The sequence below is a fragment of the Butyrivibrio fibrisolvens genome, assembly GCF_023206215.1.
Lineage (GTDB): Bacteria > Bacillota > Clostridia > Lachnospirales > Lachnospiraceae > Butyrivibrio > Butyrivibrio fibrisolvens_C.
This window is the reverse complement of record NZ_CP065800.1, coordinates 3273338-3286309: the sequence shown is the minus strand read 5'-3', so window position 1 is coordinate 3286309 and position 12972 is coordinate 3273338. Positions and strand designations below refer to the sequence as shown.

General features: G+C 40.0%; 10 protein-coding genes. 8 read left to right on the top strand and 2 right to left on the bottom strand.

Annotated elements, in window-relative coordinates:
• Positions 1-210 precede the first annotated feature (210 nt).
• Positions 211-2304 (top strand): elongation factor G, encoded by a 2094-nt coding sequence (gene fusA / locus I7804_RS13755; RefSeq protein WP_248403894.1) that lies wholly within the window; start codon positions 211-213, stop codon positions 2302-2304.
• Between the two features lie 205 nt (positions 2305-2509).
• Here fusA and I7804_RS13750 read toward each other — a convergent pair whose 3' ends face one another.
• Positions 2510-3367: a YitT family protein gene (locus I7804_RS13750; RefSeq protein WP_248403893.1), complete on the bottom strand. Its 858-nt coding sequence runs from the start codon at positions 3365-3367 to the stop codon at positions 2510-2512.
• A 205-nt stretch (positions 3368-3572) separates the two neighbouring features.
• Between I7804_RS13750 and I7804_RS13745 the strand changes: the two genes are divergently transcribed.
• The 7 genes from I7804_RS13745 (at position 3573) to I7804_RS13715 (ending at position 11656) form a co-directional block, all read left to right on the top strand.
• Positions 3573-4997, top strand: coding sequence for a 2-isopropylmalate synthase (locus I7804_RS13745; protein WP_248403892.1), 1425 nt, complete (start codon positions 3573-3575; stop codon positions 4995-4997).
• Between the two features lie 36 nt (positions 4998-5033).
• A complete protein-coding gene (locus I7804_RS13740; RefSeq protein ID WP_248403891.1) occupies positions 5034-5741 on the top strand; it encodes a GntR family transcriptional regulator in 708 nt (235 codons plus the stop codon).
• A 112-nt stretch (positions 5742-5853) separates the two neighbouring features.
• Positions 5854-7059, top strand: a complete 1206-nt coding sequence (locus I7804_RS13735) for an NADP-dependent isocitrate dehydrogenase (RefSeq protein ID WP_248403890.1) — start codon at positions 5854-5856, stop codon at positions 7057-7059.
• 421 nt (positions 7060-7480) lie between these two features.
• The gene (locus I7804_RS13730; protein ID WP_248403889.1) at positions 7481-8653 is read left to right on the top strand and encodes an NAD(P)-dependent malic enzyme; all 1173 of its coding nucleotides are present in this window, start codon (positions 7481-7483) and stop codon (positions 8651-8653) included.
• Between the two features lie 393 nt (positions 8654-9046).
• On the top strand, positions 9047-9586 hold the full coding sequence (locus tag I7804_RS13725; protein WP_248403888.1) for a hypothetical protein: 540 nt from the start codon (positions 9047-9049) through the stop codon (positions 9584-9586).
• A 55-nt stretch (positions 9587-9641) separates the two neighbouring features.
• Positions 9642-10262, top strand: a complete 621-nt coding sequence (locus I7804_RS13720) for a rod shape-determining protein (RefSeq protein ID WP_248403887.1) — start codon at positions 9642-9644, stop codon at positions 10260-10262.
• A 497-nt stretch (positions 10263-10759) separates the two neighbouring features.
• Complete coding sequence (locus I7804_RS13715; protein ID WP_248403886.1) at positions 10760-11656, top strand: ASCH domain-containing protein; 897 nt, start codon at positions 10760-10762, stop codon at positions 11654-11656.
• A 19-nt stretch (positions 11657-11675) separates the two neighbouring features.
• On the opposite strand, the gene I7804_RS13710 is transcribed toward I7804_RS13715, so the two are convergent.
• The gene (locus I7804_RS13710; RefSeq protein ID WP_248403885.1) at positions 11676-12728 is read right to left on the bottom strand and encodes a tyrosine-type recombinase/integrase; all 1053 of its coding nucleotides are present in this window, start codon (positions 12726-12728) and stop codon (positions 11676-11678) included.
• Positions 12729-12972 lie beyond the last annotated feature (244 nt).

The window sequence follows — 12972 nt, the reverse complement described above, 5'->3', positions numbered from 1 at the left end:
ATGTAATTTGACTATTATTCACTTATTTAAGATTTTATCATAATTATATATAAGAAAACACTAGTATTTGAAAAAACGTTTTATTGCAAATGCACATTTTTCTTGCCATACAAGGCAAAAGTTTGTAAAATATATACATGGGACATGTGGGAGGAGAATCTAGTTTTATCTGCATTTTACCCAAAATAATTACATACTGGAGGACAGGATATGAACGTTTACACCACTGACAAGATTCGTAACGTTGTGTTGCTTGGACATGGAAGCTGTGGTAAGTCAACTCTGGCGGAAGCTATGTGTTATCTTGCCGGCGTTACATCAAGACTTGGTTCTATCGATGATGGCAATACCGTCAGCGATTATGACAAAGAAGAACAAAAGCGTAAGATTTCCATCAGTACATCTACTATCCCGATCGAATGGGATGGCTGTAAGATCAATATTCTTGATACTCCCGGTTTCTTCGATTTCGTTGGAGAAGTTGAGGAAGCTATAAGCGTAGCCGATGCAGCTATCATCGTTGTATCAGGTAAGAGCGGCATAGAAGTTGGAACTCAGAAGGCATGGGATCTGTGCGAAGAATACAATATTCCTCGTATGATCTATGTTTCAGATATGGATATCGATGAAGTTTCATATCGTCAGGTCGTCCAGGATTTAGTAGATAAATTCGGTAAGAAGATAGCGCCTTTCAATCTTCCTATTCGTGAAGATGAGAAGCTTATAGGATACGTTAATGTAATTCAGGAGAAGGCTTTCCGTTGGGAAAATAAAGAAGCAACTCCTATGGATGTTCCGGATTATAGTAAAGAATACCTTGCTTCCTATAGAGATACTCTTATGGAAGCAGTTGCAGAAACAAGTGAAGATCTCATGGAACGTTATTTTAACGGAGAGACATTCTCTGAGAATGAGATCAGATCAGCGCTTAGAACCAATGTATGTGATGGTAGCATAGTACCTGTAGAGCAGGGCTCATCTATATATTGTGAAGGTGTATATACACTTCTTGATGATATCGTTAAGTACATGCCAAGTCCTGAGAACCGTAAGATGAGCGGTATCAATACTAAGACTAATGAGATATTCGAAGCTAACTTCGATTTCTCAAAGCCTAAGACAGCATTTGTATTTAAGACCATCATCGATCCATTTATTGGTAAGTATTCACTTATCAAGGTTCGTTCAGGTGTTCTTAAGACAGATGATGTGCTGTATGATCCTAATAAGGATGAAGAAGTCAAGATCGGCAAACTCTACCTCCTTAGAGGTAACAAGACTGCTGAGATATCTGAGGTTCATGCAGGTGATCTGTGTGCTCTTCAGAAGCTCGATATCAGCACAGGCGATTCTCTTGCTACCAAGGCTACACCTGTACAGTATGCTAAGATGAATATCTCCACACCATATACCTGTCAGAGATATCATGCTCAGAACAAGAGTGATATTGATAAGATCGCACAGTCTCTTGCTAAGCTCCAGGCAGAAGATCCTACCATGAGAGTAGTCAATGATGCTGAGAATCATCAGTCACTTATCTATGGTATGGGTGATATGCATATAGATGTAATCGCGTCTAAACTCCTCAATGAGTATAAGGTTGCGATAGACCTTACAAAGCCGAAGGTTGCATTCCGCGAGACTATCCGTAAGAATGCTGATGTTGAATCCAAATATAAGAAGCAGACAGGCGGACATGGCCAGTATGGTCACGTTAAGATGCGCTTTGAGCCTCTTGGAGATGTGACTAAGTCTTATGAGTTTGCAGAAGAAGTTGTCGGCGGTGCAGTTCCTAAGAACTACTTCCCTGCAGTTGAAAAGGGTCTTGCAGAGTCTGTTCAAAGAGGTCCTCTTGCAGCATATCCTGTTGTAGGCGTTAAGGCTACACTTTATGACGGATCTTATCATCCTGTAGATTCTTCAGAAATGGCATTCAAGGTTGCAGCAAGACAGGCATTCAAGGACGCATTCATGAAGGCAACACCTGTTCTCCTTGAGCCTATCGTAACTTTGAAGGTTACAGTTCCGGATAACTTCACAGGTGATGTTATGGGCGATCTCAACAAGCGCCGCGGCCGCGTAACAGGTATGGATCCTATAGGCGGTGGCAAGCAGGTTATATCAGCCGATGTTCCTCAGATGGAATTGTACGGATACTGCACACAGCTTCGTTCTATTACTGGTGGTGCAGGAGATTTCGAATATGAATTTGCCCGCTACGAGCAGTGCCCTTCAGATGTTCAGGCCAAAGAGGTTGAGGCTAGAGCAGCTAAGGTTGCAGCAGATAGCGAGTCAGATGATTAACTTTTTTAGAGAAGGTAAAAAGGTTATCTAAGTTGCAGATAAGCACTGGGGGTGCTGACTGCAAAAAACAAAAAACAGAAGGTTTGGCGCTGGGGGGCATCAAACCTTCTGTTTTATTATTCACTCAAACTTCCCACTTGGGGGATGCCGGTCCGTCCAAGTGGGAAGTTAATCATTAAAACTATTTGATAAGTATCTTGCTATCCTAACTCTTGATATGGATCTCATCTATTGTAGATACTGTTATAAAGGCTTTTTCTTCAAATGAATCTATTATATCTCTTAGTTTTCTCAGCTCAAAATAAGTCACGTAGCAGATGACAGTCTTGTTCTTGCCTGCTATGGCTCCGTAGGAGTTCATTACAGTGCAGGTCTTCTTCATATCATTTCTTATCTTATCGATCATGGCGTCAGGATTTTTGGTAATGATGGTGACTCGCTTAATTGACTCGAAGTGATCTGTGAAGTGATCGATTATGGAGGAAGCAACTATATATACAAGGAGACCTAGAAGGGCGCTGTTTTGGTTTAGAAGGAAAAAAGCAAGGGCGTATACCATGATGTTGAAGGATACCAGTATAGAGGTCATACTGATATTCTTGCCTGTCTTCTCAGATACCTTGTCTACTACAATGTTGGCAAGGATCTCAGAGCCGTCTATGCAGCCTCCAAATCTCAGGATCATAGATAATCCTCCGCCCAGAATAGCACCGCCAAAAGCTACTGCTATAAAATGCTCAGTATCAAGGGTGAAGGGGATATTCTCAAAAATTTCAAGGCCTATGGTATAAACGGCAGATCCTATAAGAGCCTTGATAGTAAAATGTGTTCCAAGCGCAAAAAAGCCAGCGATTATAAATGGGAGAAAAGCAGCAAATACGCATGCAGACAAGTTTAAACCGGTCAGCTTACTTGCGATGATGCCAAGGCCGGCAGTTCCGTAGTCGAGTGCGTCATTGGGCAGAAGTATACAGGCAACAGAGAAGCTTGCCATCAGTGCACCTGTAATAATAAATATGTAAGACAAAAATTCAGAATAGCTCTTATTTGCGTTATTAGACATACACAGTATCCTTTTTTGATCGTTTACTCTAAATTATATATCGGAACAAAACATATGGAATACATAATTAATTTTGTAATGATCCAAAGACGTGAAATTTACTGCCTTGACACAAATCGTATGATTGTATACAATTATGCACAAATAAAATTCCACTTAAAAATCTACGTTTATTTTCATTATTACTATCAGGGAGGCAGCTGCAATGAGGCAGGATAATAACGCATTCCAGAATCGTCCGGTATCGATGAATTCTAAGAACAATCTTCTTCAGATTGAAGAGCACATGTATATCTTAGACGATGTCCAGAAGCCGAACGTTTTCAGAAACATGTTCCCTTATGAGGAAATTCCTAAGATTCCATTCAATGATCGTATCGTTCCCCACAATATGCCAAGGGATATATGGATCACAGATACAACTTTTCGTGATGGTCAGCAGTCACGTGCGCCGTATACTACAGAGCAGATAGTAAGAATCTATGATATGCTACATGAGCTCGGCGGACCTAATGGAATGATAAGGGCGTCAGAATTCTTTTTGTATAGTAAGAAAGACAGGGATGCGGTTTATAAATGTCTTGAGAAGGGCTACAAGTTCCCTGAGGTTACAAGCTGGATCCGTGCAAGTCAGGAAGACTTTAAGCTGGTCAAAGAGATAGGTCTAAAAGAGACAGGCATTCTGGTATCATGTTCAGATTATCATATTTTCTTAAAGCTCAAGATGACCAGAAGACAGGCTATGGAGCATTACCTTTCTGTCATCCGCTCCTGCCTTGATGAGGGTATAAGCCCCAGGTGCCATCTTGAAGACATAACCCGTGCAGATATCTACGGATTCGTGGTTCCTTTCTGTATCGAGCTTATGAAGTTAAAAGAAGAATATAATATACCGATAAAAGTCCGCGCATGTGATACAATGGGATATGGCGTCAATTTCTCAGGTGCTGTTATTCCAAGAAGTGTACAGGGTATCATATATGCACTTAATACTAATGGTGGCGTTCCATCAGAGCTTATGGAGTGGCATGGTCACAACGACTTCTACAAGGCTGTTACCAACTCAACTACTGCCTGGATCTATGGTTGCAGCGGTGTTAACTGCTCTTTGTTTGGAATTGGAGAGCGTACAGGTAATACACCTCTTGAAGCTATGGTATTTGAATATGCCCAGCTTAAGGGCAGCCTTAACGGCATGAATACTCAGGTGATAACTGACCTTGCAGAGTATTATGAGAAAGAGATCGGATTCCATATTCCGCCACAGACTCCTTTTGTAGGCAAGAATTTCAATGTTACAAGGGCAGGTATCCATGCTGACGGTCTTCTTAAGAACGAAGAAATCTACAATATCTTCGATACAGAGAAGTTCCTCAGAAGACCTCCGATAAGTGCTGTAAGCAATACTTCCGGCCTTGCGGGCATAGCACACTGGATCAACATTCATTATCATCTCAAGGATGATAATGCTATGGATAAAAAGTCTCCACTTGTTATAAAGATCAAAGAGTGGGTAGACAAGCAGTATGCAGATGGAAGAGTTACTGTATTAACTGACGAAGAACTTGTTACTGAAATCGGGAATGTTCAAAAAGAGCTGGGCATGGAAAATGTCTTAAATGAAGTATAAGAGTGAAGCCAATCACTCGGTATAATGAGGTTGAATATGGCAAATAAAGAATTGAATCCCGAAGAGATGGATAAGTACTCCTTACGGGGCAGAGTGTTCCACAAGATTCGCGAAGATATTCTAAGCGGTAAGTACAAGGACAATGAAGAGTTAAAAGAAGTAGCTATAGGCAAGGAACTTGGAGTTTCAAGAACTCCTGTTCGTGAAGCATTCAGACAGCTTGAACTGGAAGGTCTTATTAAGATCATCCCCAATAGAGGAGCATATGTTACCGGAATACATGCAAATGATGTAAAAGATATATACATGATCCGCTCTAAACTTGAGGGTCTGTGCGCAAGATGGGCCTGCGAGAATATCTCCAAGGAGCAGATGGAAGAGATGGAAGAGGTAGTATACCTTTCAGAATTCCATGCAGCCAAGGGACATATGGATCAGCTTGCGGAGCTTGATAACCGATTCCATACAATTTTGTATGAATCATGTCATTCCAAGATGTTAGAGCATACGCTTAAGGATTTCCATCAGTATGTACTTAGGATCAGGCAGAAGACCCTGTCTACCAACAGAGGGCCTGTATCCAACAAGGAACATGAACAGATCATGCTTGCTATCAAGGACAAGAATGCAGATCTTGCCGAGCAGCTTGCTAACCAGCATATGATCAATGCGTATTCCAATATGGTCAAATACGGATTGTATGATCTTTATAGTGATGATAGAGAAGATTCTGAAAAGAAGTAATGCATATTAAGACTAAACAATTAATGATATTAGAAAAGTTCTGATCATTTTTGAAAAAAGAACTAAATTTAAATGTAACTATTGTTTTTTATTCATGACAGGAGAAGATTTAATGGCTAAAATCCAGATGACTACACCAATTGTTGAGATGGACGGAGATGAGATGACCAGGATAATCTGGGCACTTATCAAGGAGCACCTTCTTACACCTTATATTGATCTTAAAACAGAGTATTATGATCTTGGTCTTAAGCACAGAGACGAGACTGACGATCAGGTAACAATCGATTCTGCCAATGCTACAGCTAAATACGGCGTAGCAGTTAAGTGTGCAACTATCACACCTAACGCTGACAGAGTTAAGGAATATGATCTTAAGAAAATGTACAAGTCCCCTAACGGTACTATCCGTGCGATCCTGGATGGTACAGTATTCCGTACACCTATCATGGTCAAGGGCATCGATCCTAATGTTCGTACTTGGGAAAAGCCTATAACACTTGCCCGTCATGCTTACGGCGATGTATACAAGAACGTAGAGATCAAGGTTCCGGGACCTGGTAAAGCTGAGCTTGTATTTACAGGCGCTGATGGCAAAGAAATCCGTGAGACAATCCAGGAATTTGACGGTCCCGGAATCATCCAGGGAATACATAACAAGGACAAGTCCATAGAAAGCTTTGCACATAGCTGCTTCCAGTACGCACTTGATACTAAGATGGATGTATGGTTTGCAACCAAGGATACTATCAGTAAGACCTATGATGCAGACTTTAGAGCTATCTTTGATCAGGTTTACGAAAAAGATTATAAAGATAAATTTGATAAAGCAGGCATAACATATTTCTACACACTTATCGATGATGCTGTAGCTAGAGTAATGAAGTCTAAGGGCGGATTCATCTGGGCATGTAAGAACTACGATGGTGATGTTATGAGTGATATGGTATCATCAGCTTTTGGTTCACTTGCTATGATGACTTCTGTTCTGGTATCTCCAAGCGGAGTATATGAATACGAAGCTGCACACGGAACAGTTCAAAGACACTATTACAAGCATCTTAAGGGCGAGGAGACATCTACTAACCCTGTTGCTACTATATTCGCATGGACAGGCGCTCTTAGAAAGCGCGGAGAGCTTGATGGTAATAAAGAGCTTATGGAGTTTGCAGACAAGCTTGAGAAGGCTACTCTGTCTACTATCGAAAGCGGCAAGATGACAGGTGATCTTCAGCTTATGACAACTCTTGAGAATACACAGAAACTGAATACAGAAGATTTCATTCTTGCAATCAAAGAGACACTTGAGAATATGTGACCTTTTTTGCAAGTAGGTATAGTAAACGACTTAAGAGAATGCACTTTGTAAGTTATCAAATGCCCTGTATGTCAGCATTGGATAACAGGCATAAAACATTTTCTAAAGTCGTTTACTGTTGTTAATGATAAAAATCCGCACTTGTTGCGGATTTTGTGTTATTATTGTTTAGGCTTGTTTTTTGACTGTTTGATCAAAAATGAAAATATTCCGTTTTCAAACCTAAATTGACGTTGCGAGCTCCACTAATTTGAACCATTAGTCACTCGCTATGCTCATTACATGAGGTTAAAATGAAGCCAAAATATAAATATCAACATGACACAATCTTAAAAAGAGATAACTAAAAGACAAATGATAACTTGTCAGCCAATAGTATTGGCCAGACAAAAGATAATAGTTATTCTAGAAAGGATCTAAAATGGATTACGCAAAGGTATCACTTGATAAGCACTACGAATGGAAGGGAAAGATTGAGGTTGCGCTCCGTGCTCCTGTTGATTCATCAGAAGCCCTGAGCCTTGCATACACTCCGGGTGTTGCACAGCCTTGTCTTGAGATTCAGAAGGATATAAATAAGAGCTACGAGCTTACAAGACGCTGGAATACAGTTGCAGTTGTAACTGACGGAACAGCAGTTCTTGGACTTGGTGACATCGGACCAGAAGCAGGTATGCCTGTTATGGAAGGTAAATGTGCACTCTTTAAAGCATTTGGCGATGTTGATGCATTTCCGCTTTGCGTAAGAAGTAAGGATGTTGACGAGATCGTTAAGACTATATCCCTCCTTCTTGGTTCATTTGGCGGTATCAACCTTGAGGATATCTCAGCTCCAAGATGTTTCGAGATCGAAGAGAAGCTCAAAAAAGTAAGTGACATCCCGATCTTCCATGATGATCAGCACGGCACAGCAGTTATCACACTTGCAGGACTTATGAATGCCCTTAAAGTTGTTGGCAAGAACATTGAAGATATCAAGATCGTAACAAGCGGTGCAGGCGCAGCAGGAATCGCTATCATAAGGCTCCTTATGGCTATGGGACTTAAGCATGTCATCATGACAGACCGTAAGGGCGCTATATATGAAGGCAGAGAAGGCCTTAACCCTATCAAAGAAGAGATGGCCAAGATCACTAACTTCGATAAGGAAAAGGGAACACTTGCAGATGTAATAAAGGGCGCAGATGTATTCATCGGAGTATCTGCTCCCGGAACACTTACTCAGGACATGGTTCGCTCTATGGCTAAAGATCCTATCATCTTTGCATGCGCTAACCCTACTCCTGAAATCTTCCCTGACGAAGCCAAGGCAGCAGGCGCAGCAGTAGTATCAACAGGAAGAAGCGACTATCCTAACCAGATCAACAATGTACTCTGCTTCCCTGGAATCTTCCGCGGAGCCCTCGATGTTAGAGCATCTGAGATCAACGACGAGATGAAGATCGCAGCAGCTAAAGCTATCGCATCCCTCGTATCCGACGAAGAACTCTGCGCAGACTACATCCTTCCAAAGGCATTCGATCCTAGGGTAAAAGAAGCCGTTGCAACTGCAACAGCTAAAGCAGCCAGAGAAACTGGTGTTGCCAGAATCTAAATATTGGCAAGAATACTAATACAAATAAATACTAAATCAATGGGCTACAACTTAATGGTTTTTATCATTGAGTTGTAGTTTTTTTCTGGAAAATGCATTTCGTCGTATTAAAATGTCTTTCCGTCAGATATTGAAGTTTTAAAAACTGATGATTGGTATAATGCCTAAGAAGCCAAAAACTTAGCAAATGGCTTTCCACAGATATTTAAAAATGGTATGGGAACTAATGATTCTTGTGGTATGCTTATCTACTGGCGAAAAGCAGCTATGATAGAAGCTGCCAATACCTATGATTAATCAAATCAGATGACTTGTTTAGAGTAACAGGCACAGCTGTTGATAGTATAAAAAACGTATCAATGATTGAGGAATTAAGTTTTATTTGGAGGAAAAATGAAGAAAAAAATCACAGCACTCTTAATTACAGCAACCATGGCTCTTTCACTGATTGGTTGTGGCAGAAATTATGATGGGAAATACACCGCAGATGTTGATCTTACAGAACTTTGGATTGACGTCATGAATGAAGCGCATTACGGTAACAAAAACTATAAGTATGATTATAAAGGCTCTGTTATTGTTCCTTATGAGCTTGAGATTTCTGATGGTGAATATACTATTATTGTTGATAAAAAAGAAGCTGAAGAAATCCTCAGAGAATTTACTAAAGAAAATTCAGGCTACTGGAAGGTTGGCGGTTATCAATCAGAAAATGCCTATGTCAATGATATTATGCAACGCTCTTATCTTTACCCTTTTAATATTGACGAGTCAGGAGATATCAAGACCAGTGGAGATAAGATCACTCTTAAAGATTTCTGTGGCGACGGTGTGACTTTGACTTTTGATAATGGTGAGCTTAAGGGAGACTGGGCCCCGGAAGTATTTGAAATGGTTTTCGAATTGGATTTCAAGCCCGAAGTTGAACAATAATTTTTTAATGTCCTCATTTTCAAAGTTGTTTTTAAAAGATATTTAGGAGTCAAACGTGTATAGCAATAGTATAAAAAAGGCACTGGATGAATGTGCAGATATCAGAATATTAAATCCCAAGACAGGTGAAACTCATGAGGAGAAAGGGCTGGTTATATACAATTCAAAAGCTGAAAAGCTTGTGGCATTGGGAAATGAATGTCTAAGTTTTGATGGTACGAATCCTGATCTTAAGCTTGTTGCGCCAATAATGCGTGGAGAGATAATTGATTATGTTTGTACGGAGCAGCTTTTTTCGTGGATGTACCATAAATATGTATGCAAAAAACATCTTTTTATAAAAAAATCGGTGCTAATATGTGTCGATGAACCCGTTTCACCTATAAACATAAGAGCATATGAGGATGCAATTATACTGGCTGGTGGCGGAAACTTCAAAGATGTTCAGTTCATGGGAGCTTCAGTAACACAAAGAACTGATTCAATGACTTGGGATGAGTGTATAGAAAAAGCTCTTGAGAATCGCAAAGATACAGGATGTGTACTGCGTGTTACTAAAAATGATCCTTCGGGATATGCAAGAAGCTTTTATCAGGAATACTTAGATAGCTGTAAAAGATGGAATGTCGTCCCTGAGAAAAAGTTTATTGAACCTGGTACTATTAATCAGTTGTAGTAATGTGAGGGGACGTGGCTCAATGCCATAGTAGTCCTGAGGCTGGCAGCTGATAAATGATTTTGGGGTCGTGAAAATTATATAAAATTCAAGGCATGATATCTGGATATTTATATTCTAGGGTCCGAAACTCGCTTCGCGGTGGCATGCGGACCCTGAGAAGAATATAAATATCCATCTATCACGCTCTTGAATTTAATATAATTTTCAGAGACCCCAAAATCATTTATCAGCTGCCAGCCTCAGGACTGCTATGGCATTGAGCCACTTTGCGTGTGCGGAGATAGTGGTTGACATGTGTTCTTATATATGTACAATGAATTTGTTGCTATAAATATAGGTTTAAGCTCACGGTGAGCAGAAAGGAGGATAATTATGAAATTTACAATGACTAAAACTAATGAAACTACACAAGAAAGAGGTATGATTGTCCTCTATATATTTAGCTGATTATTATATTAGCATTTCTCATATATTGGACAATCCAGGAGACATATATGACAGCAGAACAGTTATGGGAAGAATTTTGTACTAAAAAAGGAATAAATATAAATACCCCCTATGAAGCATGGGGGTTTGGTGAAGATGAGGAAGGCGATAAGCTCTTACAGCTTGTACTTGAAGGTAAGAAGTTTGGAACAGCAAGTCTCTACGATGCATATGAAGCTGAAGGAGAGCTTGACGAGATTCCGGAAGCTGGTGAATACAGCGTTTTATTAAACAGCAAAGATGAAGCAATGTGCGTTATAAGAGATTATGATGTATACATTAGAAAGTTTAATGAAGTGCCTCCATATCATGCATATTCTGAAGGAGAGGGTGACAGATCTCTAGAATACTGGAGAGAAGTTCATAAAGAGTTTTTTGAAGAAGAGGCAGAGGAATACGGAATAGAATTTACAGAAGAGTCCAGAGTTATCTGTGAAAAGTTCTCACTTGAATATGTGGCAGGTCAGGCTGATGAAGACGAAGATGAGCTTTTATTTTTAGAGCCTTCTATGGATTTTGCAGATGAGATTGCTGCTTACAGGCAGGAGATGCTTGATGCGGATTCAAGCTTTGATGGATGCTTTTCTATGAAAAGAATGTCTGATATGAAGGAGTATGTCGATCATTGTATAGGCTGGGCGAATCCAAGCAGAGAAGCAGATGAGCACGGCGCCTGGGGCAATGTCCTTATGGTCTTTAGAAAATCAGATATGAAAATGGTAGGCTGCATGCAGGTCCACAACGTTCTCACTGAGATAATTATTTATTATTCGAGAGAATACAAAAGAAATTTCAAACCTCAGAAACTCAGTGTTTCTGGGGTTTTTCTTTTATCTATAATTGTATTCAGTTGTGGTGAAACGCAGAAAATTTTGTACCGTAAACAGCGAGTAAACAGCAGGTAGACAGCAAAATTCTCAAGCCTTAGATTTTGTTAATTGCTTCTACCAGAGACTGGATATCAAGGTGTGTGTACACTTTCTCTGTCAGAGACATTGCTCCGGAGTGTCCTACGATTTTCTTGATCATTGTAGGATCCACATGAGCTTCCGCCAGCATTGATATGCAGGTATGCCTAGTATCATGAGGATTGTGCTCCATACCAAGGTTTTCTATTAGTGGTGTCCAGTAGCTGTCTTTATAGTTCCTGTAGGTGAATTTTTTGTTGTCATCTGTGTGAAGAAGGTATTCACAGTCAGAGGATTCATACCAGGCTTTGTAGAATGGTAGAACCTTATCTGCTATAGGAACCTTTCTGATACCATTTTCAGTCTTACTTAGTATCACATCGAAATACTGTTCTTCAAGATGAACATTTTTCTTTTCCAAATCCAGTAGTTCAGATATTCTACAGCCGTTGTAAATCAGCATCAGTACTGTCTGGTAGAACGGATCATCCTTGAGTTCCCATAGCCTGTCAATCTCAGCTTTTGAAAAGATATCTCTCTCAACCTTATTTGGATTTTTGTCCTTATACTTGAGGATATCTACAAATTCGGAATAGTCCTTGTTACAGATATCGTTCTTAAGGGCATAATCGTAAAGCTGATTGAAAAGGACTTTGATCTTACGGAGTGTAGGATAATTCTTTCCGCAGGTATCAATGACATTCTGAAGCTCTGCCAGCCTTATATCTCTAAAAGTTTTGTTGTAAAGGGTGCCACATACGTTATATGAGGCTGTATACCCATGCACATTGGATTTAGAGATTGTAGGATATTTTGCTTCAGACCAGGCGTTATATACGTCTGAGAATGTCATTTTGGCTGCTTTTGTATCAAATGGATTCTGATGATAATCTGATAGCATTTGCAAGCCTTCCTGCTTGGTTTCAGCATATCCTATGACATTGTACGTCTGCTTTTTGGTACCTTTTTCCGGATCAATGGTCCATCCGGTGGTTACTCTTACCATATAGGGCTTTCTGCGTTTCCCGGACATTTTCATAACACTTCCATATCCGTTTGGTAATTTCAAATAATATCGACCTCCTTTGATGCTCAGGTAATTTATGAAAAAGGGGATAGTCCCTTAATCACCTTTCTTATCGGGCAATGCTACATTTGCGTAGTATGCAAGTTCTGTTTCAAACCAGTGATTAAATCTATCTTCATTTGATAGGCCTTGTTCAAGGCTTTCTCGTTCATCTGCGTATCTTTCCAGAAAAAGGCAGAGATCTGCGTTGTTTTCTGCTGCTTCATCGTTTCCTATGAATTTAAGG

Bases quoted from the DNA above. Each gene is read 5' to 3' on its own strand.
- fusA (WP_248403894.1), top strand. From the start codon at position 211: ATGAACGTTTACACCACTGACAAGATTCGTAACGTTGTGTTGCTTGGA.
- I7804_RS13750 (WP_248403893.1), bottom strand. From the start codon at position 3,367: ATGTCTAATAACGCAAATAAGAGCTATTCTGAATTTTTGTCTTACATA.
- I7804_RS13745 (WP_248403892.1), top strand. From the start codon at position 3,573: ATGAGGCAGGATAATAACGCATTCCAGAATCGTCCGGTATCGATGAAT.
- I7804_RS13740 (WP_248403891.1), top strand. From the start codon at position 5,034: ATGGCAAATAAAGAATTGAATCCCGAAGAGATGGATAAGTACTCCTTA.
- I7804_RS13735 (WP_248403890.1), top strand. From the start codon at position 5,854: ATGGCTAAAATCCAGATGACTACACCAATTGTTGAGATGGACGGAGAT.
- I7804_RS13730 (WP_248403889.1), top strand. From the start codon at position 7,481: ATGGATTACGCAAAGGTATCACTTGATAAGCACTACGAATGGAAGGGA.
- I7804_RS13725 (WP_248403888.1), top strand. From the start codon at position 9,047: ATGAAGAAAAAAATCACAGCACTCTTAATTACAGCAACCATGGCTCTT.
- I7804_RS13715 (WP_248403886.1), top strand. From the start codon at position 10,760: ATGACAGCAGAACAGTTATGGGAAGAATTTTGTACTAAAAAAGGAATA.